This is a genomic window from Streptomyces sp. NPDC042201 (assembly GCF_055582185.1).
The window spans coordinates 177,291-203,343 of record NZ_JBVJDS010000012.1; the positions used below are offsets into that span (position 1 = coordinate 177,291).

The window sequence follows — 26,053 nt, forward strand, 5'->3', positions numbered from 1 at the left end:
TCAACCGCCCGGTTTGTTCCCATTTCTGCGCCGCGCCCCCCGTTTGCCTCACTCATCGCGCCAGGAGAGGCGAAAGTTCATACCGTGTGGTTATGACGCACAAGCCACGCTTTCGCACCGTTCTCAGCTGCACCTTGCTGGTCGTGTCCCTCGGGGCGAGCGCGACCGCGTGCGGTGGCGGCAGCGAGAGCCACCCGCTCTCCGTGAAGCCGTCCGACGCGACCGGAAAGATCGCCTTCAGTACGCCTGTGGGCAGAACCAAGGCGGACCCGGACAAGCCTCTCGAAGTCACCGCCAAGGCGGGCGAAGGCCGGATCACCGACGTCACCGCCGTCGACACGACAGGCCACTACCTGGCGGGCGAACTCGCCGCCGACGGCATGCGCTGGCACTCCACGGCGCCGCTGGCGGCCGGCACCCGTTACACCGTCAGGGTCGCCACGGAGAACAAGAACGGCGCTCCCGGCGCCAGGACACTCACCTTCGACACCATCCCCGCCAAGAAGAAACTGGAGGTCGAATTCGGCCCGGATTCCGGTGAGTACGGCGTAGGACAGCCCGTCACCGCCACACTCAGCGAGCCGGTCAAGAGCAAGGCGGCCAGGTCCGTCGTGGAACGCGCTCTGACGGTCCGCTCCAGCCCCTCCGTGGAGGGCGGCGCCTGGCACTGGGTGGACGACACGGAGCTGCACTACCGCCCCAAGGACTACTGGCCCGCGAACGGGACCGTCACCGCGACCAGCAACCTCCAGGGTGTGAAGGTCAGCAAACAGCTCTACGGCGACGCCACCAAGCCGATGAAGATGAGCACCGGGGACCGGATCGAGGCCATCGTCGACGCCTCGGCGCACTACATGACGGTCTTCCGCAACGGAGAAGAGATCAACAACATCCCGGTGACCACGGGCAAGCCCGGCTTCTCCACCCGCAACGGCATCAAGGTCGTGCTGGGCAAGGAGTACTTCGTACGGATGCGCGGCGCGACCGTCGGCATCGGGGGCGGTGAGAACTACGACCTGCCCGTCTACTGGGCGACACGCGTCACCTGGAGCGGTGAGTACGTACACGCCGCGCCCTGGTCCGTCGGCTCGCAGGGCTCGGCGAACGTCAGCCACGGCTGCGTCGGCATGTCCACGGGCAACGCTGCCTGGTTCTACGAGACCGTCCAGGAGGGCGACCTCGTCCAGGTCGTCAACAGCGCGGGCGACTACATGGAGGAGTTCGGCAACGGTTACGGCGACTGGAACATCGACTGGAGCGACTGGCGCGACGGCAGCGTCCTGCAGGCCGGGACCAGGGAGGGCAGCAGCCCCAACGACGCGGCGCGCCTGCGCCCCCAGGTCTGACAGCCGCACGGACAGCCGCAGGGTGCCCTCTCCCGGCCGGGAGAGGGCACCCTCTCAGAGGTCATCCCGCACTCAGGCTTCCACGGAGAGCCTGCCGCGCAGCAGCGCGGCCAGGGCGTCCGCGAAACCGACCGGCTCGACCGGAAGGGTCACCGCGGCGTCCGCACGGCTCCAGGTGGCCAGCCAGGCGTCCTGCGGGCGGCCGATCAGCAGCAGCACGGGCGGGCAGTTGAAGATCTCGTCCTTGATCTGCCGGCAGACGCCCATACCGCCCGCGGGGACCGTCTCGCCGTCCAGCACACAGACGTCGATACCGCCCCGGTCCAGGTGCTTGAGGACCGCGGGCAGCGTCGCGCACTCCAGGAACTCGACCGGTGGTACGTCGCCGGCCGGACGGCGTCCCGCCGCCAGACGCACCTGCTCGCGGGTGTTCGAGTCGTCGCTGTAGACCAGCACCGTGGCGGTCGGCTGCATTGTTCCTCCGTGACATCAGTGTCTGCGAGGGCTTCAGGGCTCCATTGCCATGAACCGCTGCGCGGATGCTACTCCGTCGGACAGCATGTCAGCACGGGTGAGCGCGACCCTTCGCCGGGCCGTTCGCGCTGGGCACACCCCATGGACACACCGAACACCACCCCCCGGAGTGAGGGCGGGATAAGCGACCGACATAATGTCGGTCGTGGCGACAGCAACGACAGTAGAAACCGGGCACGCGCACCCGTCGGTCAATCGGCCGAACCTCACCAGCGTCGGAACGATCATTTGGCTGAGTTCCGAGCTGATGTTCTTCGCGGCCCTCTTCGCGATGTACTTCACCCTGCGATCGGTGATGGGAGCGACGTACTGGAAGGAGATGGCGTCGCACCTGAACATCCCGTTCTCGGCGACGAACACCACCATCCTGGTGCTCTCCTCCCTCACCTGCCAGCTCGGCGTCTTCGCCGCCGAGCGGGGTGACGTGAAGAAGCTCCGATCGTGGTTCGTGATCACGTTCGTGATGGGTGCGATCTTCATCGGCGGTCAGATCTTCGAGTACACGGAACTGGTCAAGGCGGACGGCCTCTCGCTGTCCTCGGACCCGTACGGCTCCGTGTTCTATCTGACCACCGGCTTCCACGGTCTGCACGTGACAGGGGGTCTGATCGCGTTCCTGTTCGTTCTGGGCAGGACGTACGCGGCCAAGAGATTCACCCATGAGCAGGCAACCGCCGCCATCGTCGTGTCCTATTACTGGCACTTCGTCGATGTCGTCTGGATCGGCCTTTTCGCCACGATCTACTTGATCAAGTAGCCGGGCACCGCGCCCGAAGCGCACACAGTCCAGAAGCATCGACGCTGAAGATCCTGACACCGGGGTAATCCGTGAAAAAGCTCTCCGCACGACGACGCCATCCGCTGGCGGCGGTCGTCGTCCTACTCCTCGCGCTGGCGGCCACCGGGGGGCTCTACGCCGCGTTCGCGCCCGCGAGCAAGGCGCAGGCTGACGAGACCGCCCAGTCCCTCGCCATCGAGGAGGGCAAGAAGCTCTACTCCGTCGGCTGCGCCAGCTGCCACGGAGCCGGCGGTCAGGGTTCCTCTGACGGCCCGACCCTGGTCGGCGTCGGCTCAGCCGCCGTGGACTTCCAGGTCGGCACCGGCCGTATGCCGGCTCAGCAGCCCGGCCCGCAGGTGCCGAAGAAGAAGGTCATCTACTCGCAGAAGGAGATCGACCAGCTCGCCGCATACGTCGCGTCCCTCGGCGCCGGCCCGATCGTGCCGACCGCGAAGCAGTACAGCCCCGACGGCGCCGACATCGCCAAGGGCGGCGACCTGTTCCGTACCAACTGCACCCAGTGCCACAACTTCACCGGCGAAGGTGGTGCTCTGACCCATGGCAAGAGCGCACCGAACCTCGCAGGCGTGGATCCGAAGCACATGTACGAGGCCATGCAGACCGGCCCGCAGAACATGCCTTCCTTCCCCGACTCCACGATGCCGGAGCAGCAGAAGAAGGACATCATCGCGTACGTCCAGGCGGTGAACGGAGACGAGACCGAGAGCCCCGGTGGTCTCAAGCTGGGCGGCCTCGGCCCCGTCAGCGAAGGCCTGTTCGCCTGGATCTTCGGGCTGGGTGCTTTGATCGCAATTGCCATCTGGGTCGCGGCCCACACCGCTAAGGCCAAGAAGTCATGAGTAGCCAAGAGATTCCAGAAGAGACCCTGCCGAGCGAGCAGGGAGCCGCGCACGGCGCGGTGGAACGGGCGGACGACCCGTTCGCGGACCCCGGACTGCCGGCGCACCGGCCCCGGGTCCAGGACATCGACGAGCGGGCGGCCAAGCGGTCGGAACGCGCGGTCGCCTCCCTGTTCCTGCTGTCGATGCTCGCGACCGTCGCCTTCATCGCCTCGTTCGTGGCGTTCCCGGTCGACAAGAGCCTGTACATCTGGCCCCTCGGTCACATCAGCATCCTGCACTTCTCGCTGGGTATGACGCTGGGCATCGCGCTCTTCGGCATCGGCGCGGGCGCGGTCCACTGGGCCCGCACGCTGATGTCCGACGTGGAGACCGCCGCCGAGCGTCATCCGATCGAGGCCCCGCCCGAGGTCAAGGCGAAGGTCCTGGAGGACTTCGCGGCGGGTGCCGCGGAGTCCGGCTTCGGCCGGCGCAAGCTGATCCGCAACACGATGTTCGGCGCGCTCGCGCTGGTGCCGCTCTCCGGTGTGATGCTGCTGCGCGACCTGGGTCCGCTGCCCGAGAAGAAGCTCCGCTCCACGCTGTGGGCGAAGGGCAAGCAGCTCATCAACATGAACACCAACCTGCCGCTGCGCCCCGAGGACATCGTCGTGGGTTCGCTGACCTTCGCCATGCCCGAGGGCCTGCACGAGGACAGCGAGGAGTTCCAGGTCGAGATCGCCAAGGCGGCCCTGATGATCGTCCGGATTCAGCCGGACGAGATCAAGGACAAGCGCGAGCTCGCATGGTCCCACCAGGGGATCGTGGCGTACTCGAAGATCTGCACCCACGTCGGCTGCCCGATCAGCCTGTACGAGCAGCAGACGCACCACGTCCTCTGCCCGTGCCACCAGTCCACCTTCGACCTCGCCGACGGCGCCCGCGTCATCTTCGGCCCGGCCGGTCACGCCCTCCCGCAGCTGCGCATCGGCGTGAACGCTGAGGGCAACCTCGAGGCGCTCGGCGACTTCGCCGAGCCCGTCGGCCCTGCCTTCTGGGAGCGCGGATGAGTACCGCTACGGACGACAAGAACCGCAAGACGCCCGCAGGTGAGCGGGTCGCCGACTGGGCGGACGGCCGGCTGGGGATCTACGGCCTGGCCAAGGCCAACATGCGGAAGATCTTCCCGGACCACTGGTCCTTCATGCTGGGCGAGATCTCCCTGTACAGCTTCATCATCATCATCCTCACGGGTGTGTACCTGACGCTGTTCTTCCACCCGTCGATGAACGAGGTGGTCTACCACGGCGGTTACGTCCCGCTGCAGGGTGTGCGGATGTCCGAGGCGTTCGCCTCGACGCTGGACATCAGCTTCGACGTCCGCGGCGGTCTGCTGATCCGGCAGATCCACCACTGGGCGGCGCTGATCTTCGTCGCGGCGATGCTCGTGCACATGATGCGCGTGTTCTTCACCGGCGCGTTCCGCAAGCCCCGCGAGATCAACTGGGTGTTCGGCTTCCTGCTGCTCGTCCTGGGCATGTTCACCGGGTTCACCGGCTACTCGCTCCCCGACGACCTGCTCTCCGGCACCGGTGTCCGCTTCATGCAGGGCGCGGTCCTGTCCATGCCGATCGTCGGCACGTACCTGTCGATGTTCCTGTTCGGCGGGGAGTTCCCGGGCGGCGACTTCGTGGCGAGGTTCTACTCGATCCACATCCTGCTGCTGCCGGGCATCATGCTCGGCCTCGTGGTGGCCCACCTGATCCTGGTCTTCTACCACAAGCACACGCAGTTCGCGGGCCCCGGCCGTACGAACAGCAACGTCGTGGGCATGCCGCTGCTGCCGGTCTACATGGCGAAGGCCGGAGGCTTCTTCTTCCTGGTCTTCGGCATCATCTCGATCGTCTCTGCCATCGCCACGATCAACCCGATCTGGTCGATCGGCCCGTACCGTCCCGACCAGGTCTCCACCGGCGCCCAGCCCGACTGGTACATGGGCTTCTCCGAGGGACTCATCCGGTTCATGCCGGGCTGGGAGATCAACGCCTGGGGCCATACCCTCGTCCTGGGTGTCTTCATCCCGCTGATGATCTTCCCGTTGGTGCTGGTCGCCATCGCGGTCTATCCGTTCATCGAGTCCTGGGTCACCGGCGACAAGCGTGAGCACCACATCCTGGACCGCCCGCGTAACGTGCCGACCCGCACGGCGTTCGGCGTGGCCTGGCTGACGTGGTACTTCGTCCTGCTGGTCGGCGGCGGGAACGACCTCTGGGCGACGCACTTCCATCTGTCGATCAACGCGATCACCTGGTTCGTCCGGATCGCCTTCTTCGTCGCACCGGTCATCGCCTTCGTCGTCACCAAGCGGATCTGCATGGGTCTGCAGCGGCGCGACGCCGAGAAGGTGCTGCACGGACGCGAGTCCGGCATCATCAAGCGGCTGCCGCACGGCGAGTTCGTCGAGGTCCACACGCCGCTCGACCAGAGTGATCTGCACAAGCTCACCGCGCACGAGCAGTACCGGCCGGCCGAGATCGGCGCCACGGTCGACGAGAACGGTGTCGAGCGCAAGGTGTCGCCCGCCGAGAAGCTCAGGGCGAAGCTCAGCAAGAGCTACTACGGCGAGGGGAACCAGATCCCCAAGCCCACCGCCGAGGAGTACAAGGAGATCACCAGCGGCCACGGCCACCACTGATCCCAGCCGGCCTCCTGAGGTCGCCACCACCGAGGGCCCCGGCCCGGTCTCCCGCGAGGGAACCGGCCGGGGCCCTCGGCGTGACACGGTGCTGTCCGCAGTTCGGGCACCCGGTCTTACGACCAGGTCGTTACCGGCGGGTCGACGCCGATAGGCTTGCCGCAGGCCGCACAGGGCCGCGGACCGGCCCCAGACATCCAGGAGCGAGCATGAGCGCTGTTACCCCCGTCGGAGGCGACACCGTGGCGGCCCGCACCTGGCCGGGCGTACTGAACCCCCTGCTGCGCGGCGAGAACCTGAGCACGGACGACACCGCGTGGGCCATGGACCGCATCATGAGCGGCGAGGCCACCGACGCGCAGATCGCCGGATTCGCGGTCGCGCTGCGGGCCAAGGGGGAGACCGTCGAGGAGGTCTCCGGTCTGGTACGTGCCATGTACGCGCACGCCAACACCATTGAGGTGCCCGGGCGTACGGTCGACATCGTCGGCACCGGCGGCGATCTCGCCAAGACCGTCAACATCTCCACCATGTCGGCGATCGTCGTGGCCGGCACCGGCGCCAAGGTCGTCAAGCACGGCAACCGCGCCGCCTCGTCGGCGAGCGGCGCCTCGGACGTACTGGAGAAGCTGGGCGTCAATCTGGAGCTGACGCCGCAACGGGTCGTCGAGGTCGCCGAGGAAGCGGGGATCACCTTCTGCTTCGCGGTGAAGTTCCACCCCGCCCTGCGCTACGCGGCCAGGGCCCGCAAGGAGCTGGGCGCGCAGACCACCTTCAATGTCCTCGGTCCGCTCACCAACCCGGCCAGGGTCCGCGCCCAGGCCGTCGGCGTGGCGGACCTGCGGATGGCGCCGATCGTGGCCGGGGTGCTCGCCGACCGGGGCAACTCGTCGCTGGTCTTCCGCGGCGACGACGGACTCGACGAGCTGACCACCACGGCCACCTCGCGGGTGTGGGTGGTACGGGACGGAAAGGTGACCGAGGAGGCCTTCGACCCGCGGAACGTGGGCCTGGAGCTGGTGCCGGTCGAGGCGCTGCGCGGTGCGGACGCGTCGTACAACGCGGAGGTCGCGCGCCGGCTGCTGGCCGGCGAGACCGGCGCCGTACGGGACGCCGTGCTGCTGAACTCGGCGGCGGCGCTGGTGGCGCTGGACCCGACGGGGGACTCGCTGGACCTCCAGCTGGCGGCGGGGATCGTGCGGGCGGCGGAGTCCATCGACTCGGGCGCGGCGCGGCAGGCGCTGGAGCGCTGGGTCGCGGCCAGCAACGCCTGACGGACCGCCCCCGGCGAGGGCGGGGGCGGCCGCGCGCGGCGCGTGTCGCCGGGCGCGGCCACCCACCCCCGTGTCCCGTATCGCGGACGCCGGCTTGGGGGGTCAGGGGCGCTGTGCCATAATTTCGCCCAAGGTCATGAGTGACAGCGATTAAGGCCCCGGCTCGCTGTCCGGCAACCCTCCGTCCGTGGCGGGGTGCCCCGGGTGAAGACCAGGCCGTAGGCAGAGAGGTCTGCGGCAAGCGCGGACCCCTGCCACCTGGGGTCCTGGTCCTCAAGGGAGCAGTCTCGTGAGCAAGCGAATGCGATAGGGCTTCTCTGCCCGCTCTTCAACACACCTCCGCACAGTGCTCTCCGTGCGTCGAGGCAATCCCCGCTTCTGTCGTGGCACCGCTGTGCCGCCGGGCGGGTTCTTGAAGCCGTTCCGACTTGTCCTGCCGGGAGATACCGCCATGTCCGCATACCCGAACGCCGCCGCCACGACGACCCCGCCCGCCGACGACCCCGCCTGCGCCGCGCCGCTGGAGGTGCTCGGACGCGACGTCACCGTCCCGCTCGTCACCGGCGGCGAAGTCACCTACGCCGCGCTCGACTACGCGGCCAGCGCCCCCGCCCTCCAGCGGGTCTGGGACGACGTGGCCGCCTACGCCCCGTACTACGGCAGCGTGCACCGCGGCGCCGGCTATCTCTCGCAGCTCTCCACCGACCTGTTCGAGAGCAGCCGCCGTACGGTCGCCGATTTCCTCGGCTGCCGCCCCGGCGACCAGGTCGTCTTCACCCGCTCGACCACCGACTCGCTGAATCTGCTGGCGGCCGTGATCCCCGACGGCTGCGAGGTGTTCGTCTTCGAGACCGAGCACCACGCCGCGCTGCTGCCCTGGCGGGACGCCCGGGTGACCTGCCTGGACGCTCCCCGTACGCCGGGAGAGGCCGTCGCCGCCCTGGAGCGCGCGCTCGCGGGCCGGGACTCCCGTACGCCGGCGCTGGTGTGTGTCACCGGCGCCTCCAACGTCACCGGTGAGCTGTGGCCGGTGCGGGAGCTGGCCGCCGCCGCGCACGCCCACGGCGCCCGTATCGTCCTCGACGCCGCCCAGCTCGCCCCGCACCACCCGGTGGACATCGCCGGTCTTGACGTCGACTGGGTGGCCTTCTCCGGGCACAAGCTGTACGCGCCGTTCGGCTCCGGGGTGCTTGCCGGCCGCGCCGACTGGCTCCAGGACGCGGAGCCGTATCTCGCCGGCGGTGGCGCCAGCCGCACGGTGACCCGCCGTACCGACGGGGCGGTGGAGGTCGCCTGGCACACCACCGCCGCGCGGCACGAGGCCGGCTCGCCCAACGTCATCGGGGTGTACGCCATCGCCTCCGCCTGCCAGGCACTCACCGACGCCGGCTTCGACACGCTGGTCGAGCGCGAGCAGCGGCTCATCACCCGGGTGCGCGCGGGCCTGGCCGAGGTGCCCGAGGTCAGGGTGCTCTCGCTCTTCGGCGACGACGCGCCGCGGGTCGGCGTCCTGTCGTTCGTGGTCGAGGGCTGGAACAGCTCGCACTTCGCCGCCGCGCTGTCCGCGGAGTACGGCATCGGGGTACGCGACGGACTCTTCTGCGCCCACCCGCTGGTGCGGACCCTGCTGGGCAGCGACCCACAGGACCCGGGGGAGTGCGGCGCCCCGGAGGCCGAGCCGGGCGAGCGCTCGCTCAACGCGATCCGGGTCAGCTTCGGCGCGGGCACCCCGGACGAGCATGTGGACCGGTTCGTCGGAGCGGTGAAGGAGCTGGTGCGGGACGGCGCCCGGTGGAGCTACCGCACCGAGGAGGGCCGCTGCGTCCCGGACCGGGACGGCGCCGCCGTCTGAGCTCCGTACCGCGGCACGCCCTGAGCGGCGGCCCTACCCGTCGAGTCCGATGGCGAAGGCCGCTTCCAGGTCGTGCTGGGAGTACGTACGGAACGCCACATGCGTGTCGGTGGCCTCGACGCCCGCGATCTTGCTGATCCGGCCGGGGATCACATCCGCCAGATCGTCGTGCTTGGGGACGCGCACCATGGCGATCAGGTCGTACGTGCCGGTGACCGAGAAGACCTCGCTGACGCTGTCCAGCGCGGCGATCGACTCCGCGATCTCGGGGATCCGGTCCACGCTGGTCTTGATGAGCACGATCGCGGTGATCACGGTTGGCGTTCTCCCTCGGTGGCCGCGGTTTGGTCTCCCACTCTATCGGTACGCCAGTAGCGCACCCAGGCGTAGAGGAAGCCCGCGGCGAAGCCCACCAGATGCGCGAGATAGGCGACCCCCGGGCCCGCCTCCGCGTTCCGCGCCGCCAGCCACTGCAGCACGAACCAGAAGATCAGCACGATCCAGGCGGGGAAGCGCAGCGGCAGGAAGAAGAGAAACGGGAAGAGGCTGGTGACGCGCGCTGTGGGGAAGAGGAAGAGGAAGGCGCCGAGCACCCCCGAGATCGCGCCGGAGGCCCCCACCAGGGTCTGCTCCGAGGTGGCGTTGACCGCCGCGAACACGAACAGCGCGAGATAGCCGACGCCGAGATAGAAGAGCAGGAACCACGCCCGGCCCATCCGCCGCTCGACCATGGCCCCGAAGACGTACAGGAAGAGCAGGTTCCCCAGCAGATGCAGCCAGTTGCCGTGCACGAAGAGCGCGGTCAGCGGGGTGAGCAGGGCATGCGAGGAGTTGCCCGTCAGTTCGGCCGGGATGACACCCCACCGTTCGAAATACGCGCTCTGCGCGGCGAGGAGGGCGTCCCCGTTCCCGTACACCGGATGGAAGCCCGACAGCGGACTGACCAGGAAGGCCAGACAGCAGAGGCCGATCAGCCCATAGGTCACCACCGGTCCGCCGGCCACCGTCCGCCAATTGATCACTGACAGAGCATGGCGTACCGGCACCGAACGGTACAGAGTGCCTCGCCGCTCCCCGGGGGCCCGCCAGGCCGTAGGGTTGCGTGTCATACCGCCGCCGTTCGACGGCGCACCGCACGAGGGACGACGAAAGAGGACGGCAATATGACGACGGTTCCCCAGCCGACGGCGACCACCCGGTGGCGCTGCACCCTGTGCGGCAATCTCACGCGCTTCGACGTGACGCGTTCGTCGAAGGCCGTGGAGTACGTCCATCTGGACCTGGCCGGGGAACCGAAGGTCGAGGAACGCGAGGTGGTCAGTGAGACCATCGAGTCGGTGCGGTGTCGTTGGTGCAACGCGGTGGACCAGATCGAACTGGTGGACAGGCCGGGCGCCGGCTCCTGAGGGAGCCGCCCGAAAGGGGTAGTGGGGTGACGGATCGTGGAGCAGCCCGCGAGCGGTGCTGAGCCGGCCGGTGCGGCCGACGGTGACGCCGCGGAGGCGCTCGACCGCCCGCTCCCGGACGGGGTACGGCGCCGGGTCGTCGGGCTCGTTTCCGACGCCTTCGGCGGTCTGACCGTCACCGAACTCCCCGCGCAGCTGCGGCAGTACGCCCGGTTCACACCGAACAGGCGTGCCAAGTTCGCGGGCAACGCGATGGCCGCGGCGCTGGAGAGCGATCCGCTGTTCCGGCAGCGGATCGGGGAGCGGATCAGCCAGTCCCAGCCCGAGCTGGCCGCGGCTCTGGAGTCGGGATCGCCGCCCGCGGCGGCCGACCCGGTCGATGTGGCGGCGGCCGCGTACATCCTGCGTCCCCCCGGATGGGTGAAGTTGGTGGCGGCCGCGGGCGAGGAGGCCCAGCGGGCCCACGCCGAGCGCGCCGACGAGGAGGCCAGGCGCGAGCTGGAGCGGCTGCGCGAGGAGCTGGCCGCCGCCAGGGCTCAGACGAAGAGCGAGACCGAGCGGCTGCGTACGGAGCTGGAGGCGGCCCGCAAGGAGGCCGAGGCGCTCCACCGCAAGCTGCGCAGCGCCCAGAGCGATGTGAAGCGGGGCGAGGCCGCGCTGCGCCGTACGCACACGGAGGCCGAGGCGGTCAGGGCCGAGGCCGCCGCGCAGGTGTCGGCCGCCGAGAGTGAGACGCGCCGGATCAAGGCGCGGCTCGGCGAGGCGGAGTCGGCGGTCGAGGCGAGCCGCAGGGCCGCCCGTGAGGGCCGCTCGGTCGAGGACATGCGGCTGCGGCTGCTGCTGGACACGGTGCTGGAGTCCGCTCAGGGGCTGCGGCGCGAGCTGGCCCTGCCGCCGGCCGCCGCCCGTCCCGCCGACACGGTCGACGCGGTCGAGCCGGGCCGTATGTCTCCCAAGGACGTGGCGGCCCGCGCGCTCTCCGAGACCGATCCGGCGCTGCTCGACCAGCTGCTGGCGCTGCCGCAGGCGCATCTGATCGTGGACGGCTACAACGTCACCAAGACCGGCTATCCCACGATGCCGCTGGAGAAGCAGCGGCTGCGGCTGCTGGGCGGCCTCGCCATGCTCGCGGCGCAGACGGGCGCCGAGATGACCTGTGTCTTCGACGGCGCCGAGCTGGCGGCGCCGGTGCTGCTGGCCCCGCCGCGCGGGGTGCGGGTGCTGTTCTCCAAGGCGGGGGTGACCGCGGACGAGCTGATCCGCCAGCTCGTCCGGGCGGAGCCGCCCGGACGGCCGCTGGTGGTGGTCTCCACCGACCGGGAGGTCGCGGACGGAGTGGCGAAGGCCGGGGCGAGACCGGTCGCGTCCGCTTTGTTGCTGAAGCGGCTTTCGCGCGTCTAGGCAACTCATGCGGCCAATGCCGGAATTGACCGTCCGATGTGGGAGCGCAGTGTCAAATGTCCATCACTGCCCGTGTGATGTCTGTAAATTATGCGCTTACTGACTGAGATTTTCCTCGTGAGGATTTGAACTGATCACAAGTAGGTCACTAAGGTCAGGCTTCGAACCTTCGCGCGGTTGATCGCCCATCCGGGGTGACAGCGAAGGTACCGCCGATTTCGTGCAGTTCAGCCCAGTTCGCGGGGGAGTCGGACGCATGAAGCCGGGGCTTTCGTCCCCAGGGCCCGGTAGGCGGCAGAGGAAGAAGGAGCTCGCCTTCGTGGCGTCCCACCGTCGTCCCAAGCAGCCGAGCCGCGCCCGTGTGACCGTGCTCACCGCCACTGCCGCCGCTGCCGTTGCTCTGACGTCCCAGGCCGCTCACGCCGACCCGAAGCCGAGCAAGAGCGACGTCAAGGAGAAGGTCGACAAGCTCTACGAGGACGCGGAGAAGGCCACCGAGAAGTACAACGGGGCCAAGGAGGCGCAGGGCAAGCTCGAGAAGCAGGTCGACGCCCTCCAGGACAAGGTCGCCCGCGGCCAGGACGAGCTCAACGACCTGCGCGACGGCCTCGGTTCGATGGCCAGTGCCCAGTACCGCACCGGTGGCATCGACCCCGCCGTGCAGCTCTTCCTCTCCTCCGACCCGGACACCTACCTGGCCAAGGCGTCCACGCTCGACCAGGTCACCGCCAAGCAGGCCGAGGCGCTCCAGCAGATCCAGTCGAAGCAGCGGTCCCTCGCGCAGCAGCGCAAGGAAGCCCAGGAGAAGGTCAAGGACCTCGCGGACACCCGCAAGGAACTCGGCGCGAAGAAGAACGAGGTCAAGGGCAAGCTCGCCGCCGCGCAGAAGCTGCTCAACACGCTCACCGCGCAGGAGCGCGCCGCGCTCGTCGACGAGGAGTCGCGCGCCAGCCGCGCCACCTCCCGTGCGGACCTCGGCAACTCGGTGCCCGCCTCGCAGCGTGCCTCCGCCGCGTTCGCCGCCGCCCAGGGCAAGATCGGCACGCCGTACGTCTACGGCGCCAGCGGCCCCGGCTCCTTCGACTGCTCCGGGCTGACCTCCTGGGCGTACGCCCAGGCCGGCGTCTCCATACCCCGTACCTCCGAGTCCCAGGCCAACGCCGGTACCCGGATAGGGATGAGCCAGCTCCAGCAGGGCGACCTGGTTCTCTTCTACGGCGACCTCCACCACGTCGGCTTCTACGCCGGCAACGGCCAGGTGCTGCACGCGCCCAAGCCGGGTGCCAGCGTGCGCTACGAGTCGATCAACAACATGCCGTTCCAGTTCGGTGTGCGCATCTGACGCACGGCCCACCGCACGCCGCCGGCACCGCCCATTCGGGCGAATTCCGGTAACGGCCGCTCACCCCGCGCCCCGCCGATGACCTGTGGTCCACGGCGGGGCGTCACTATTGTGTGCGCGGGGCGGTCGTTGGCCGCACCGTGGTCGCGCGGTTACTGTCTGCTCCGCGTAGCTCCGGCCATCGGTCCGCCCGTCGGGCGGCAGGAGCGGCGTGAGTGCGTACAGCGGAAGGGAGTGCGGCTACCTGTGGTGTCCCATCGCCGCTCCTCACAGTCCGGCCTGGGCTTCGCTGCCCGCGGCAGCGCGGCGCTGGCCGTGTCCACCGCGGCGGCCACGGCGGTGGTGCTCGGCGCCGCCCCGGCGGGCGCCGACCCGCAGCAGACGCCCGCGGCCGTCCGGGCCAAGGTCGACCGGCTGTACGAACAGGCCGAGAAGGCCACCGAGCAGTACAACAAGGCGGGCGAGCGGGCGGGCCGGCTGCGGACGCTGATCGGCCAGGCCCAGGACCGAGCCGCGCGCGGCCAGGAACGTATCAACCGGATGCGCGGAGCGCTCGGTTCGGTCGCGGGCTCGCAGTACCGCTCCGGCGGCATCGATCCGGCCCTCGCCCTGCTGCTCTCCTCCGACCCCGACAGCTATCTCGACAAGGCCTCGGTCCTGGAGCGGGTGAGCGAACGCCAGGCCGGCGTCCTGCGCGAACTCCAGCAGGCGCGGCGGACGCTGGGACAGGAACGCACGGAAGCCGCGCACGGTCTCACCGAGCTGGAGCGCAGCAGGGCCGCCGTCGCCCGCCACAAGCGCGCCGTCGAAGGCAGACTGGCCGAGGCGCGGAGGCTGCTGAAGACCCTGCCCGCCGACGAGCGCGGCTCCTTCGACCGGGCCTCCCGCTCGGGCCGCGACGAGCTGACCGCGCTCGTCGGCGGCCTGCCCGGCGGCCTGCCGTCCTCGGCGCGGGCCGCGGCCGCGATGCTGGCGGCCCAGCGGGCCGTGGGCCTGCCCTACGTGTGGGGCGCCAACGGGCCCTCGCGCTTCGACTGTTCGGGGCTCACCCAGTGGGCGTACGCCCAGGCGGGCGTCGGACTGCCGCGCACCTCCCAGGCACAGCGGTACGCCGGCCGGCAGATCCCGCTGTCCCAGGCGCGGCCCGGCGACCTCGTGACGTACCGCGACGACGCGAGCCATATCGGGATGTACGCGGGCAACGGCCAGGTGATCCACGCGCCGTATCCCGGCGCCGCGGTGCGCTACGACCCGGTCGGCATGATGCCCGTCTCCTCGGTCACGCGCGTCTGATCCCCAGGCGGGACACCCCGTACGATCGGCCGGGTGGCAGGTCAGGGGCATACCGCGAGGGGACGGCACGGCGGCGCGCGCCGGCGCCCCGCCGTGCTGTGGCTCGCCGCTCTGCTGCTCGCGGCGGGCTGTACGGTCCCCGCCGAGCCCCCCGACGCCGCCACCGCGGAGATCCAGCTGACCCTGGACCGCTGGGCGGCGGCCGTCCTGGACCGGGACGAGCGCGCGTACCTGGCCGTTCTCGACCCCTCTGCGGGGACGCTGCGCGCCACCGGGCGCGGGGAGTTCGAGAACCTCGCCGAGATGCCGTTCAGCTCCTGGGAGTACCGGCTCACCGCGGTCCGGCACTCCGGCCACCGGGCCACCGCCCAGGCCGAGCTGCGCTACCGGCTCGACGGCTACGACAGCGCGCCGGTGTCGACGCCCCGCACCCTGGAGCTGGGCGAGCGCGAAGGACGCTGGTACGTGACGGCGGACCGGCCGGGCAAGGGCGGCGCCCAGCAGCTCTGGCAGCAGGGCGACGTACGGGCCGTACGCGGCGGCCACAGCCTCGTCCTCGGCGTCGGGCAGCGCGAGGACCGGCTGCGCGGGATCGCCGCCGCCGCGGACCTGGCCGTACCCGCCGTCGACGGTGCCTGGCCGGGCCGCTGGTCCCAGCGGGTGGTCGTGCTGGTGCCCGGCTCCGTGGACTCCATGGCGCGGCTGCTGGGGGCGCCCGCGGCCGGCTACCGGGGCATCGCGGCGGTCACCACCGGAGAGACCGGACACTCGGGCGCGTCACCCGCCGACCGGGTCATCGTGAACCCGGACGCGTACGGCGCCCTCGGCGACTTCGGACAGCGGATCGTCCTCACCCACGAGACCACACACGTGGCGACCCGAGCCGCCACCTCGGCGGCCACCCCGGTCTGGCTCTCGGAGGGCTTCGCGGACCGGGTCGCGTACCGCGGCACGGACCGGACCGCCGAGCAGATCGCCCCCGAACTGCAACGCGCCGTCCGTCTCGGCGAATCGCCTGCCACCCTGCCGTCCGACGAGGACTTCGCCTTCGGCGGCGATGCCGGCCGGCTGGCACGCTCGTACGAGAGCGGCTGGCTGGCCTGCGAGCTGATCGCCGAGCGCTGGGGCGAGAAGCGGCTGACCGACTTCTACCGCGCCGTGGGCGCGCACGGCCGCCGCGACGGCGCGGTGGAGAAGGCGATGCACGATGTCCTGTCCACGACGCCGGAAGACTTCACGGCGCGCTGGCGCGGCTATCTGCGGGAGCGGCTGGGCTGACGGCCGCTCCGCCGTCCGGCCGGCGCTCCCGGGGGCCGGGGACGGTCCGCCGCCACAGCCGGCGGCAGGCGATCAGCGTCGCGGCGACCAGCAGCCCGTTGCGTACGGCCAGCAGCAGGATGCCCACGGGCCCGCCGAGCACCACATGCGAGAACAGAATCGGGAACTCGACCAGCGTCACCGCGGTGGCGGCCAGGACCAGCAGCGCGGGTACCCCCATCCGGCTCGCCCGCAGCGCCAGACAGGCGGCCGCCAGGCCGACCAGCCACAGCATGTACTGAGGGCTGATCACCCGGCTCGTGGTGGTGAACAGCAGAACCGCGGCGAACGCCGCGTCGCACGGTGTGCTCGCGGTGAACTCGCGCGCCCTGAGCCGCCACACCAGCAGCCAGCAGAGGGCGAGCACGGACAGCCCCAGCGCCGCCCTGCTGACCAGCTCCACATACGGTCCGAGGAACTCCACGGAACCGTAGTTGAGCAGTACCTCCCCGTCCCAGCCGAAGCGCCTCGCCACCTGGAAGACGAGGCCGCCCAGCGACTCGATCTCGGTGCCCCGGTCGCGCTGGAAGGTGAGGAAGGCCAGCGCGCCCGGCATCACGGCGGAGCCCAGCGCGAGCAGCCCGACGGCGGTGACGGCCGCGGCGGCCCACGACCCGCGGGTGGCCCGGCCGCGCGGGGTGCCCACCAGCAGCAGCACCGGCCACACCTTCAGCAGCGCGCCGAACCCGGCGAGCGCGCCCATCAGCCGCGGCCGCCGGGCCCCGGCGAGCAGCGCGACCACGGCCACCGCCGTCACCATCAGGTCGTACCGGGCGTACGACGTCGGACCGAGCAGCGGCACCCCCGCCAGCCACACCCACGCCCCCCGCCGCGACCGGCCCGCCCGGCCGCCCGCGCGCAGCAGCAGCCCGAAGACCAGCGCGTCGCAGAGGAACGCCAGCACGAAGAAGGCCGAGGCGTAACCCAGGAACGGCAGCACCGCGGGGGAGCCGATCGCGAGCGCGGCCGCGGGCGGATACTGCCAGGTCACGTCGTCCAGCGGGAAGGTGCCGGTCTTCAGGATCTCGTACCAGCCCTGGTAGATCACCGAGACGTCGGAGGTGACGTCGGGCCCCGGCAGCGTGACCACCTTGAAGACACAGAGCAGCAGGGCGGCCCTGGTGAGGGCCCACACCGCGACCGGAAAGCGTGTGCCGCGCGCGCCCGCCATGACCACCTCGTCCGATTCGTACGTGATTGCGGAAGTCATGATGCCGGGCGGGGCTGTGCGCGGGCGATGAGGCAGGGCCGTTGGGTACTGTCTGCGGCGATGCACAAGACATTGATCGTGACCAACGACTTTCCGCCCAGGCCCGGCGGCATCCAGGCGTTCCTGCACAACATCGCGCTCCGGCTGGACCCCGAGCGGCTCGTCGTCTACGCCTCCACCTGGAAGCGCGGCCGCGAGGGTGCGGAGGCGACCGCCGCCTTCGACGCCGAGCAGCCCTTCATCGTCGTACGCGACCGTACGACGATGCTGCTGCCGACCCCGCGTGTCACCCGGAAGGCGACCCGGCTGCTGCGCGAACACGGCTGTGAGTCGGTCTGGTTCGGCGCGGCGGCCCCGCTCGGTCTGATGGCGCCCGCGCTGCGCAGGGCGGGCGCCCGGCGCCTCATCGCCACCACGCACGGCCACGAGGCCGGCTGGGCACAGCTGCCCGCCTCCCGGCAGTTGCTGCGGCGCATCGGCGAGTCCACCGACACGATCACCTATCTCGGTGAGTACACCCGCTCCCGCATCGCCGCCGCGCTCACTACGGAGGCCGCTGCCCGCATGGTGCGCCTGCCGCCCGGCGTCGACGAGAAGACCTTCCACCCCGGCTCGGGCGGAGCGGCGGTCCGGGAGCGGCTCGGGCTCACGGGGCGGCCCGTCGTGGTCTGTGTGTCCCGGCTGGTCCCGCGCAAGGGCCAGGACACCCTGATCCTCGCCCTGCCCGCGATCCTGGCGCGCGTGCCGGACGCCGTACTGCTGATCGTGGGCGGCGGACCGTACGAGCCGGAGCTGCGCAAGCTGGCGCGGGAGACGGGCGTCGCCGACGCCGTGCGCTTCACCGGCGCGGTCCCCTGGGCGGAGCTGCCCGCCCACTACGGCGCGGGCGACGTCTTCGCGATGCCCTGCCGCACCCGCCGCGGCGGCCTGGACGTCGAGGGCCTGGGCATCGTCTACCTGGAGGCCTCGGCGACGGGGCTCCCGGTGGTCGCGGGCGACTCGGGAGGCGCGCCGGACGCCGTGCTCGACGGCGAGACGGGCTGGGTGGTCCACGGCGGCGGCCCGCCGGCGGCCGCGGCGGCGGAGTCGGCGGACCGGATCGTCACGCTGCTCCAGGACCCGGAGCTGCGGCGCCGGATGGGGGAGCGGGGGCGGGAGTGGGTCGAGTCGCAGTGGCGCTGGGACGCCCTGTCGAACACGCTCGCGTCGTTGCTGTAGCGCGGGTGCGTTTCGCCGTCCGGCGAGGGGTGCGGGTTGTTCGTCGGGGTGCGGGTGCCGGGGGTTCCGGAGGTCCGTGTCCGGACTGCATGATTTACGGCGCCCTGCGGGCCGGTTGAACGGTGCGGCTTGTGGTGCGCCACAAATCACGCTTTACGTCCGGTCACGCACCTCCTGCACCCCCGACCCCCTCCCACCGGTGGCCCCCCGCCCGGCTTGGGGGGTGGGGGTGGGGGGTCTGTGCGGGTGGTGGAGGGGGACGGGTAGGGGTGGTGTCCAGGACGTAGAGCGTGATTTGTGGCGCTCGACAACGTGTCACCCGGGATCCGGTCCGCACGCGCCGTAAATCATGCAGTCCAGGACACCACCCCTGCCCGGCCCCCGGCGACAACCCGCACCCGAGAACCGGCCCCCGCCCAAGACAACCCGCACCCCGCCGGACGGCGCCCCGCACGCGGCGACAACCCGCACCCGAGAACCGGCCCCAGCCCACGACCACCGCACCCGGCCAACCGCCGGACGGCGAAACCTCAAGGCTGATAGATCGCTTCGATCTCGTCCGCGAAGTCCTTCGCCACCACGTTTCGCTTGAGCTTCAGGGACGGCGTGATGTGTCCCGCGTCCTCCGTGAACTGCGCCGTCAGGACGCGGAACTTCCGTACCGACTCCGCCTTCGACACCGCGGCATTGCCCTCGTCCACCGCGCGCTGCACCTCGGCCAGCAGCTCCGGGTCCAGGCGCAGTGTCGCCGCCGTCGATCCGGACGGCTTGCCGTGGTCCCGGGCCCAGCGGCCGAGGAACTCCTCGTCGAGGGTGATCAGCGCGCCGACGAAGGGCCGTCCGTCGCCGACCACCATGCACTCCGCGACCAGCGCGTGCGCCCTGATGCGGTCCTCGATCACCGCGGGGGCGACGTTCTTGCCGCCCGCGGTCACCAGGATCTCCTTCTTGCGGCCGGTGATCGCGAGATAGCCGTCCTCGTCGAGCGTGCCGATGTCACCGGTGTGGAACCAGCCGTCGGCCAGCGCCTCGGCGGTCGCGCTCTCGTTGTTCCAGTAGCCCGTGAACAGGTGCTCGCCGTGGAGCAGCACCTCGCCGTCGTCGGCGATCCGTACGACCGAACCGGGCAGCGGCTGCCCGACCGTGCCGATCTTCTGCCGGTCCCACGGGTTGAAGGCGGTGGCCGCGCAGGACTCGGTGAGGCCGTACCCCTCCAGCACCGTGAAGCCGATGCCGCGGTAGAAGTGGCCGAGTCGCTCGCCGAGCGGGGCGCCGCCGGAGATGGCGTACTCGCCGCGCCCGCCGAGTACCGCGCGCAGCTTGCCGTACACGAGCTTGTCGAAGATCTTGTGGCGGATCCTGAGGCCGAGGGACGGACCCTGCGGGGTGGACAGCGCCCTGCTGTACGCGATGGCCGTGTGCGCGGCCTTGTCGAAGATCCTGCCCTTGCCGTCGGCCTGTGCCTTGGCGCGGGCGGAGTTGTAGACCTTCTCGAAGACGCGCGGTACGCCGAGGATCAGCGTCGGCCGGAAGCTGGCCAGCTCCTCGGTGAGGTTCTTGATGTCCGGTACGCAGCCGAGCTTGATCGGCGCCATCACGGCCGCGACCTCGACGAGCCGCCCGAAGACATGCGCGGCCGGGAGGAAGAGCAGGACGGAGCACTCGCCGGTACGGAAGAGGGGTTTGAGGCGCTCCACCGCGTTGCCGCACTCCGCGAAGAAGCTGCGGTGCGTCAGCACGCAGCCCTTGGGGCGGCCGGTGGTCCCCGACGTGTACACGATCGTCGCCGGGTCGTCGGCCCTCGCCGTCGCGGCGCGCTCGTCGACCACCGCGTCGGTGATCTCCGCACCGGCCGAGGTCAGCTGCTCGACGCCGCCCTTGTCGATCTGCCAGATGTCGCGCAGGCCGGGCAGCCCGGGCCGTACCGACTCGACCGAGGCGGCGTGCTCCGCGCTCTCCACGATGACGGCGACCGCGCCCGAGTCGCCGAGGATCCACTGCACCTGCTCGGCCGAGCTGGTCTCGTAGACCGGTACGGTGACCGCGCCGGCGCTCCAGATCGCGAAGTCGAGCTGCACCCATTCGAAGCGGGTACGGGACATCAGCGCGACCCGGTCGCCGGGCCGGATGCCCGCCGCGATCAGGCCCTTGGCCGCGGCCCGCACCTCGGCGAGGAACTGGGTGGCGGTGACATCGGCCCAGGCGCCGGCCACCTTGCGGGCCAGCACCGCGACATCGGGATGCTGAGCGGCATTGCGGCGGATGAGATCCGTCAGGTTGCCGTCCGAGGGGACCTCGTACAGGGCCGGAAGGCTGAACTCGCGCAAGACTGCTGCTCCTCATCGGGCGCCGGCGCCACGGCTCTGTGTGCTGCGCCGGTTGCGGTCCAAGATCGGGCAGGTGCTCCGTGGAGCGCGACCGGACTGCCCGGACGTTACCCACCGGTACTTTTCGTCGGTACTTCGCGCACAGTAGTCCACACCTCTGACACCAGGGAAGTAACCGCAGGTCCGGCGCCCTCTACCGAGTAAGGGGAACAGCACCCTAGGGTGATCGTCATGCCTGGTGTGCGAGTCAACGTGATCAGCGACGTCCATGGGAACACGCAGGGCCTCGCGAGGGCGGGAGAGGGCGCCGACGCTCTCATCTGCCTCGGCGACCTCGTCCTCTTCCTCGACTACGCGGACCACTCGCGCGGGATCTTCCCCGATCTCTTCGGCGTCGAGAACGCCGACCGGCTCGTGGAGCTGCGCACCGCCCGCCGCTTCGACGAGGCACGGGACTTCGGGCGCGCGCTGTGGGCCGGCCTGAGTGTCGACCCGGCCGCCGCCATCGAAGGGGCGGTACGGCGCCAGTACGCCGAGCTGTTCGCGGCCCTGCCCACCCCGACGTACGCCACCTACGGCAATGTCGACATCCCGGACCTCTGGGCGGAGTACGCGGGACCGGGTGTCACCGTGCTCGACGGTGAGCGTGTCGAGCTGGGCGGCCGCGTCTTCGGCTTCGTCGGCGGCGGACTGCGCACCCCGATGCGCACCCCGTACGAGATCTCCGACGAGGAGTACGCCGCCAAGGTCGAGGCGCTCGGTCCCGTCGATGTGCTGTGCTCGCACATTCCGCCCGATGTGCCCGAGCTGACGTACGACACCGTCGCCCGCCGCTTCGAGCGCGGCAGCCGCGCCCTGCTGGACGCCATCCGCCGGACGAAGCCCCGCTACGCGCTCTTCGGCCATGTCCATCAGCCGCTGGCCGGCCGGATGCGCGTGGGCGCGACGGAGTGCGTGAACGTCGGTCATTTCGCCGCGACCGGACGGCCGTGGACCCTGGAATGGTGAGCGGTGCGCACGCGATAGCCTGCACACCACATACCCGGACCCACCACATACCCCTGACCGGCCTTCCCCTCGCTTCGCGGAGGAGAGACCCCATCTGGAGGAGCACGGCGATGGCGGAACACACCAGTTCGAGCATCACGATCGAGGCGGCACCCGCCGACGTCATGGGCGTGATCGCCGACTTCGGCCGCTATCCCGAGTGGACCGGCGAGGTGAAAGAGGCCGAGGTGCTCGCCACCGACGACAAGGGCCGCGCCGAGCAGGTCAGGCTGGTGCTGGACGCCGGAGCGATCAAGGACGACCACACCCTCGCGTACACCTGGACCGGGGACGACGAGGTCAGCTGGACGCTCGTCAAGTCGCAGATGCTGCGCGCCCTGGACGGCTCGTACCTCCTCGCGCCCGTCGCCGGCGGCGACCGCACCGAGGTCACCTACCGGCTGACCGTCGACGTCAAGATCCCGATGCTCGGCATGATCAAGCGCAAGGCCGAGAAGGTCATCATCGACCGCGCCCTGGCAGGCCTGAAGAAGCGCGTCGAATCCGCCCCCGGAGTCTGACCCCGATGCGTACGGTTCTCGTCACCGGACCCGGCGGCGCCGGCCGTACCACCATCGCCGCGGCGACCGCCCTGGCCGAGGCCCGGCGCGGCAGGCGCGCCCTGCTGCTCTCCGCCGACGCCCTCGGTGATCTCCTCGGCGCACCGGTGAGCGCGGACCCCACCGAGGTGCGGGACGGCCTGTGGGCCGCGCGCATCGACTCCGGCGAGCACTTCCGTACGGAACTTCTCGCACTCCAGGAGCGGGCGGCCGCCGGACTCGATCTTCTCGGCGCCCGCCCGCTGACCGGCGAGGAACTCACCGAGCTGCCGGGCAGCGAGCAGTTCGCCCTGCTCCACGCGCTGCGCCGGGCCGCGGACGGCGACTGGGACGTGCTGGTCGTCGACCTGCCGCCGGTACGGGACGCCCTGGCCGTACTCGCCCTGCCCGAGCAGCTGCGCCGCTATCTGCGCCGGCTGCTGCCCCAGGAGCGGCAGGCCGCGCGCGCCCTGCGCCCGCTGATGGCCCAGCTCGCCGGCGTGCCGATGCCGTCGCAGTGGCTGTACGACACCGCCGCGCGCCGGGACGCCGAGCTGGCCGAGGTCCAGTCGCTGATCGAGGACCGGACGACGACGGTGCGGCTGGTCGCCGAGCCGGGGCCCGCCGCGGCGGAGGCCGTGCGCACCGCCCGTACCGGCCTCGCCCTGTACGGCCTGCGGGCCGACGCGCTCGTGGCGAACCGGATACTGCCCCGCGACGAGGCCGGCCACTGGCTCGCGACACTCGTCGCCCAGCAGCGGAAGTGCCTGGACGAGTGGTACGAGCGAGCGGTGCCCGAGGCCGCGCTCCGCGAGGTGGGGCATCTGGGCCGCGACCCGCACGGTCCCGACGACCTCACGCTGCTCGACACCGGACTCGCCGCCGGACCGGACGACGCCGCCCCGGGCCCCGCCGGCGACCCCTGGTGGGTCGAGGACCGGATCGCCGAGGACGATCTGCTCGTCTGGTGCCTCCCGCTGCCCGGCGCGGTCAAGAGCGAACTGTCCCTGACGCGCAGGGACGACGAACTCCTGCTCACCGTCGGCCCGTTCCGCCGGATCGTTCCTCTGCCGTCCGCGCTGCGCCGCTGCACCGTCACCGGGGCCGCCCTCACGGACGGCGTGCTCCGGGTCAGATTCACCCCCGACCCCGGTCTGTGGCCGCGTACCTCCTGAACGACTCGCGGCCGTTCGGGTACCGTCGACGGTACGAACCCTTCCGCTGTCCATGGCGGAAGGACCGGTCCCTGACGCGCAGGAGAACCCCATGAGCGAAGCCACCGAGCGCCCCGCCGCCGACTCGGACGCCTGGGCCACGGCATGCGCGGAAGACCTCGAAGCGGAACAGGCCCGCCGCCGTGCCGCCTACGGCCGGCCGCCCGCCTCCGCCTCCGAGGAGCTGCGCAAGCTGGTCGACGCCGTCGCCGACAAGGTCTCCTCACTGCAGGGCCCGCTGTTCGGCATGGCCACCCAGGGCGCCGTACAGCAGTTCATCAGCCAGGCCAAGGCCGCCGTCGAGCCCGTGATCGAGCGCAACCCCGGAGTCTTCGACCATCTCGCGGCCGCGGGGAACGAACTGCTCGCCGCGTACCGCTCCGCCGTCGAGGGCCAGGAGAACCGCTGGACCCAGGACTCCGCGGCCCCGCCGTCCACGACCGCGCCGTCCGCGGGACCGGACGCCGCACACGAGACGAAGAAGTCGGAAGACCCCACGGACCCCAGGGACGAAGGACCTGGTCCGGGCGGTCACATCGACCTGGACTGACAGCCGCGCGCCCGCCCTCGGGTACGGTTGGCCCTAGCGGGGCTCGACCGAAAACTGAGGGACACATGGGACTCACCATCGGCGTCGACATCGGCGGCACGAAGATCGCGGCCGGCGTGGTCGACGAAGAGGGCACCATCCTGGAGACGCACAAGGTACCCACCCCGCCGACCGCCGAAGGCATCGTGGACGCGATCTGCGCCGCGGTCGCCGGCGCGGGCGAAGGGCATCAGATCGAGGCCGTCGGCATCGGCGCCGCCGGCTACGTCGACGACAAGCGCGCCACCGTCCTCTTCGCGCCGAACATCAACTGGCGGCACGAACCGCTCAAGGACAAGGTCGAGCAGCGGGTCGGCCTGCCGGTTGTCGTGGAGAACGACGCCAACGCCGCCGCCTGGGGCGAGTACAGGTTCGGGGCCGGGCAGGGCCACGAAGACGTCATCTGCATCACGCTCGGCACGGGGCTCGGCGGCGGCATCATCATCGGCAACAAGCTGCGCCGCGGACGCTTCGGTGTGGCCGCCGAGTTCGGGCACATCCGGGTCGTTCCCGACGGTCTGCTGTGCGGCTGCGGCAGCCAGGGCTGCTGGGAGCAGTACGCGTCCGGGCGTGCCCTCGTCCGGTACGCGCGCCAACGCGCCAACGCCACACCGGAGAACGCCGGGGTCCTGCTCGGTCTCGGCGACGGCACCCCGGACGGCATCGAGGGCCGGCACATCAGCGCGGCGGCCCGCGCCGGCGACCCGGTGGCCATCGACTCGTTCCGCGAGCTGGCCCGTTGGGCGGGGGCCGGTCTCGCCGACCTGGCCTCGCTCTTCGACCCGTCCGCGTTCATCGTCGGCGGCGGCGTCTCGGACGAGGGCGAGCTGGTCCTCGACCCGATCCGCAAGTCCTTCAGACGCTGGCTGATCGGCGGCGAGTGGCGCCCGCACGCCCAGGTTCTGGCGGCCCAACTGGGCGGCGAGGCAGGGCTGGTGGGAGCGGCGGACCTGGCCAGGCAGGGCTGATTCACCACGACTGTGCCCGCCGCACCCCGCGTGGGGGTGCGGCGGGCACAGCCATGTCCGGTGCCGGTGCCATCGCTCGGGCCGTGTGCCGCCCGCTATCTTGTGGGCATGGCGATGACCCCGCTGCCCGACTCCCGTACCGAGCCGGACGGTTCGGCCGTGATCCGGGTGCTCAGTTACAACATCCGCTCGATGCGCGACGACCGTGCGGCGCTGGCCCGGGTGATCCTGGCCTGCGCGCCCGATCTGGTCTTCGTCCAGGAGGCACCGCGGTTCTTCCGCTGGCGCAAGCACGCGGCCCGGCTGGCCGCCCGCACCGGCCTCGTGGTGCTCAGCGGCGGCGCCACCGCGTCCGGGCCGCTGCTGCTCTGCTCGCTGCGCACCACCGTCGAGCGGACCGAGGACATCCTGCTGCCGCTCACCCCCGGCCTGCACCGGCGCGGCTTCGCGACGGCGGTGGTACGGATCGGGCGGGCCAGGATCGGACTGCTCAGCTGTCATCTGAGCCTGCGGAGCGACGAGCGGTACGCGCAGGCGGGCATGGTGCTCGACCGGCTGAAAGCCATGGACGTACCGCACGCCATCGCGGCCGGTGACCTCAACGACCGTCCCACCGGCCGCAGTTTCCGGCGGCTGGCGGGGGAGCTCAAGGACTGCTGGGCGGCCCGGCCGTGGGGCGGCGAGTACACCTCGACGCCCGGGAACCCGCAGCAGCGCATTGACGCGATCTTCGCCACCGAGGGAGTCGAGGTCCTCGGCTGCGGGGTGCCGCGGGGACTGCCGGGCCTCAGCGAGGACGATCTGAGGGCGGCCACGGATCACCTTCCGGTGCTGGCCGCCCTCCGCGTCCCGGCGTCCTGAGCC

The 26,053-nt window shown here is 71.0% G+C and carries 24 protein-coding genes and 1 riboswitch; of the genes, 19 read left to right on the forward strand and 5 right to left on the reverse strand.

All coding sequences use genetic code 11. From position 1 onward, the window contains the following. Positions 1–92 precede the first annotated feature (92 nt). The gene (locus ACZ6MZ_RS27230) at positions 93–1,346 is read left to right on the forward strand and encodes a L,D-transpeptidase (RefSeq protein WP_384181660.1); all 1,254 of its coding nucleotides are present in this window, start codon (positions 93–95) and stop codon (positions 1,344–1,346) included. A gap of 72 nt (positions 1,347–1,418) precedes the next feature. Here the strand turns inward: ACZ6MZ_RS27230 and ACZ6MZ_RS27235 are convergent, their stop codons facing one another. Then, a complete protein-coding gene (locus ACZ6MZ_RS27235) occupies positions 1,419–1,820 on the reverse strand; it encodes a hypothetical protein (RefSeq protein WP_384181658.1) in 402 nt (133 codons plus the stop codon). A gap of 196 nt (positions 1,821–2,016) precedes the next feature. Here ACZ6MZ_RS27235 and ctaE point away from each other — a divergent pair, with 196 nt between their 5' ends. From ctaE to ACZ6MZ_RS27265, 6 genes are all read left to right on the forward strand, one after another. Beyond that, positions 2,017–2,637 carry an aa3-type cytochrome oxidase subunit III gene (gene ctaE, locus ACZ6MZ_RS27240; RefSeq protein WP_469354929.1) on the forward strand — a complete coding sequence of 207 codons (621 nt, stop codon included), beginning with the start codon at positions 2,017–2,019 and terminating at the stop codon, positions 2,635–2,637. Between the two features lie 71 nt (positions 2,638–2,708). Continuing rightward, positions 2,709–3,518, forward strand: a complete 810-nt coding sequence (gene qcrC, locus ACZ6MZ_RS27245) for a cytochrome bc1 complex diheme cytochrome c subunit (protein WP_384181654.1) — start codon at positions 2,709–2,711, stop codon at positions 3,516–3,518. Then, entirely contained in the window at positions 3,515–4,567 is a 1,053-nt protein-coding gene (gene qcrA, locus ACZ6MZ_RS27250; protein ID WP_389789101.1) for a cytochrome bc1 complex Rieske iron-sulfur subunit, read from the forward strand. The genes qcrC and qcrA overlap by 4 nt, the downstream gene beginning before the upstream one ends. Next, positions 4,564–6,192 carry a cytochrome bc1 complex cytochrome b subunit gene (gene qcrB, locus ACZ6MZ_RS27255; RefSeq protein WP_469354931.1) on the forward strand — a complete coding sequence of 543 codons (1,629 nt, stop codon included), beginning with the start codon at positions 4,564–4,566 and terminating at the stop codon, positions 6,190–6,192. Before qcrA ends, qcrB begins: the two co-directional genes overlap by 4 nt. Positions 6,193–6,401: 209 nt before the next feature. Beyond that, on the forward strand, positions 6,402–7,466 hold the full coding sequence (trpD, locus tag ACZ6MZ_RS27260; protein ID WP_469354933.1) for an anthranilate phosphoribosyltransferase: 1,065 nt from the start codon (positions 6,402–6,404) through the stop codon (positions 7,464–7,466). A 132-nt stretch (positions 7,467–7,598) separates the two neighbouring features. Further along, positions 7,599–7,716: riboswitch (SAM riboswitch) on the forward strand. Between the two features lie 201 nt (positions 7,717–7,917). Continuing rightward, positions 7,918–9,318 carry an aminotransferase class V-fold PLP-dependent enzyme gene (locus ACZ6MZ_RS27265; RefSeq protein ID WP_469354935.1) on the forward strand — a complete coding sequence of 467 codons (1,401 nt, stop codon included), beginning with the start codon at positions 7,918–7,920 and terminating at the stop codon, positions 9,316–9,318. A 33-nt stretch (positions 9,319–9,351) separates the two neighbouring features. Here the strand turns inward: ACZ6MZ_RS27265 and ACZ6MZ_RS27270 are convergent, their stop codons facing one another. Both ACZ6MZ_RS27270 and ACZ6MZ_RS27275 read right to left on the reverse strand, forming a co-directional pair. Continuing rightward, positions 9,352–9,633, reverse strand: a complete 282-nt coding sequence (locus ACZ6MZ_RS27270) for an Lrp/AsnC family transcriptional regulator (RefSeq protein ID WP_384181644.1) — start codon at positions 9,631–9,633, stop codon at positions 9,352–9,354. After that, complete coding sequence (locus ACZ6MZ_RS27275) at positions 9,630–10,304, reverse strand: rhomboid family intramembrane serine protease (protein ID WP_469354985.1); 675 nt, start codon at positions 10,302–10,304, stop codon at positions 9,630–9,632. Before ACZ6MZ_RS27275 ends, ACZ6MZ_RS27270 begins: the two co-directional genes overlap by 4 nt. 177 nt (positions 10,305–10,481) lie before the next feature. Between ACZ6MZ_RS27275 and ACZ6MZ_RS27280 the strand changes: the two genes are divergently transcribed. The 5 genes from ACZ6MZ_RS27280 (at position 10,482) to ACZ6MZ_RS27300 (ending at position 16,038) form a co-directional block, all read left to right on the forward strand. Beyond that, a complete protein-coding gene (locus tag ACZ6MZ_RS27280; protein WP_384181642.1) occupies positions 10,482–10,724 on the forward strand; it encodes a hypothetical protein in 243 nt (80 codons plus the stop codon). Positions 10,725–10,760: 36 nt separating this feature from the next. Next, complete coding sequence (locus ACZ6MZ_RS27285) at positions 10,761–12,125, forward strand: NYN domain-containing protein (RefSeq protein ID WP_469354938.1); 1,365 nt, start codon at positions 10,761–10,763, stop codon at positions 12,123–12,125. 319 nt (positions 12,126–12,444) lie between these two features. Further along, positions 12,445–13,467 (forward strand): C40 family peptidase, encoded by a 1,023-nt coding sequence (locus ACZ6MZ_RS27290; protein WP_384181638.1) that lies wholly within the window; start codon positions 12,445–12,447, stop codon positions 13,465–13,467. Between the two features lie 246 nt (positions 13,468–13,713). Continuing rightward, a complete protein-coding gene (locus ACZ6MZ_RS27295; RefSeq protein WP_389789111.1) occupies positions 13,714–14,760 on the forward strand; it encodes a C40 family peptidase in 1,047 nt (348 codons plus the stop codon). A gap of 33 nt (positions 14,761–14,793) precedes the next feature. Next, a complete protein-coding gene (locus ACZ6MZ_RS27300; RefSeq protein ID WP_469354941.1) occupies positions 14,794–16,038 on the forward strand; it encodes a hypothetical protein in 1,245 nt (414 codons plus the stop codon). On the opposite strand, the gene ACZ6MZ_RS27305 is transcribed toward ACZ6MZ_RS27300, so the two are convergent. Continuing rightward, complete coding sequence (locus ACZ6MZ_RS27305) at positions 15,995–17,248, reverse strand: glycosyltransferase 87 family protein (RefSeq protein WP_469354987.1); 1,254 nt, start codon at positions 17,246–17,248, stop codon at positions 15,995–15,997. The genes ACZ6MZ_RS27300 and ACZ6MZ_RS27305 overlap by 44 nt on opposite strands. A gap of 99 nt (positions 17,249–17,347) precedes the next feature. Here ACZ6MZ_RS27305 and ACZ6MZ_RS27310 point away from each other — a divergent pair, with 99 nt between their 5' ends. Beyond that, a complete protein-coding gene (locus ACZ6MZ_RS27310) occupies positions 17,348–18,505 on the forward strand; it encodes a glycosyltransferase family 4 protein (RefSeq protein ID WP_469354942.1) in 1,158 nt (385 codons plus the stop codon). A gap of 530 nt (positions 18,506–19,035) precedes the next feature. On the opposite strand, the gene ACZ6MZ_RS27315 is transcribed toward ACZ6MZ_RS27310, so the two are convergent. Continuing rightward, entirely contained in the window at positions 19,036–20,832 is a 1,797-nt protein-coding gene (locus tag ACZ6MZ_RS27315; protein WP_469354944.1) for an AMP-dependent synthetase/ligase, read from the reverse strand. Positions 20,833–21,063: 231 nt separating this feature from the next. On the opposite strand from ACZ6MZ_RS27315, the gene ACZ6MZ_RS27320 reads away from it, so the two are divergent. The 6 genes from ACZ6MZ_RS27320 (at position 21,064) to ACZ6MZ_RS27345 (ending at position 26,050) form a co-directional block, all read left to right on the forward strand. Beyond that, entirely contained in the window at positions 21,064–21,840 is a 777-nt protein-coding gene (locus ACZ6MZ_RS27320; protein ID WP_384181628.1) for a metallophosphoesterase family protein, read from the forward strand. A 110-nt stretch (positions 21,841–21,950) separates the two neighbouring features. Beyond that, positions 21,951–22,400: an SRPBCC family protein gene (locus tag ACZ6MZ_RS27325; protein ID WP_384181626.1), complete on the forward strand. Its 450-nt coding sequence runs from the start codon at positions 21,951–21,953 to the stop codon at positions 22,398–22,400. Positions 22,401–22,405: 5 nt separating this feature from the next. Beyond that, a complete protein-coding gene (locus tag ACZ6MZ_RS27330; protein ID WP_384334142.1) occupies positions 22,406–23,593 on the forward strand; it encodes an ArsA family ATPase in 1,188 nt (395 codons plus the stop codon). Between the two features lie 91 nt (positions 23,594–23,684). After that, positions 23,685–24,182 (forward strand): DUF5304 domain-containing protein, encoded by a 498-nt coding sequence (locus tag ACZ6MZ_RS27335; protein ID WP_386877854.1) that lies wholly within the window; start codon positions 23,685–23,687, stop codon positions 24,180–24,182. Positions 24,183–24,247: 65 nt separating this feature from the next. Next, positions 24,248–25,189, forward strand: coding sequence for an ROK family glucokinase (locus tag ACZ6MZ_RS27340; RefSeq protein ID WP_384181620.1), 942 nt, complete (start codon positions 24,248–24,250; stop codon positions 25,187–25,189). Positions 25,190–25,297: 108 nt separating this feature from the next. Continuing rightward, on the forward strand, positions 25,298–26,050 hold the full coding sequence (locus tag ACZ6MZ_RS27345) for an endonuclease/exonuclease/phosphatase family protein (protein WP_469354948.1): 753 nt from the start codon (positions 25,298–25,300) through the stop codon (positions 26,048–26,050). Positions 26,051–26,053: the final 3 nt, after the last annotated feature.

Coding starts and splice junctions, on each gene's coding strand:
- qcrB (WP_469354931.1), top strand. CDS start 4,564: ATGAGTACCGCTACGGACGACAAGAACCGCAAGACGCCCGCAGGTGAG.
- ACZ6MZ_RS27320 (WP_384181628.1), top strand. CDS start 21,064: ATGCCTGGTGTGCGAGTCAACGTGATCAGCGACGTCCATGGGAACACG.
- ACZ6MZ_RS27330 (WP_384334142.1), top strand. CDS start 22,406: ATGCGTACGGTTCTCGTCACCGGACCCGGCGGCGCCGGCCGTACCACC.
- ctaE (WP_469354929.1), top strand. CDS start 2,017: ATGTCGGTCGTGGCGACAGCAACGACAGTAGAAACCGGGCACGCGCAC.
- ACZ6MZ_RS27335 (WP_386877854.1), top strand. CDS start 23,685: ATGAGCGAAGCCACCGAGCGCCCCGCCGCCGACTCGGACGCCTGGGCC.
- ACZ6MZ_RS27230 (WP_384181660.1), top strand. CDS start 93: ATGACGCACAAGCCACGCTTTCGCACCGTTCTCAGCTGCACCTTGCTG.
- ACZ6MZ_RS27265 (WP_469354935.1), top strand. CDS start 7,918: ATGTCCGCATACCCGAACGCCGCCGCCACGACGACCCCGCCCGCCGAC.
- ACZ6MZ_RS27235 (WP_384181658.1), bottom strand. CDS start 1,820: ATGCAGCCGACCGCCACGGTGCTGGTCTACAGCGACGACTCGAACACC.
- ACZ6MZ_RS27325 (WP_384181626.1), top strand. CDS start 21,951: ATGGCGGAACACACCAGTTCGAGCATCACGATCGAGGCGGCACCCGCC.
- ACZ6MZ_RS27310 (WP_469354942.1), top strand. CDS start 17,348: ATGCACAAGACATTGATCGTGACCAACGACTTTCCGCCCAGGCCCGGC.
- ACZ6MZ_RS27305 (WP_469354987.1), bottom strand. CDS start 17,248: ATGGCGGGCGCGCGCGGCACACGCTTTCCGGTCGCGGTGTGGGCCCTC.
- trpD (WP_469354933.1), top strand. CDS start 6,402: ATGAGCGCTGTTACCCCCGTCGGAGGCGACACCGTGGCGGCCCGCACC.
- qcrA (WP_389789101.1), top strand. CDS start 3,515: ATGAGTAGCCAAGAGATTCCAGAAGAGACCCTGCCGAGCGAGCAGGGA.
- ACZ6MZ_RS27345 (WP_469354948.1), top strand. CDS start 25,298: ATGGCGATGACCCCGCTGCCCGACTCCCGTACCGAGCCGGACGGTTCG.
- ACZ6MZ_RS27340 (WP_384181620.1), top strand. CDS start 24,248: ATGGGACTCACCATCGGCGTCGACATCGGCGGCACGAAGATCGCGGCC.
- ACZ6MZ_RS27280 (WP_384181642.1), top strand. CDS start 10,482: ATGACGACGGTTCCCCAGCCGACGGCGACCACCCGGTGGCGCTGCACC.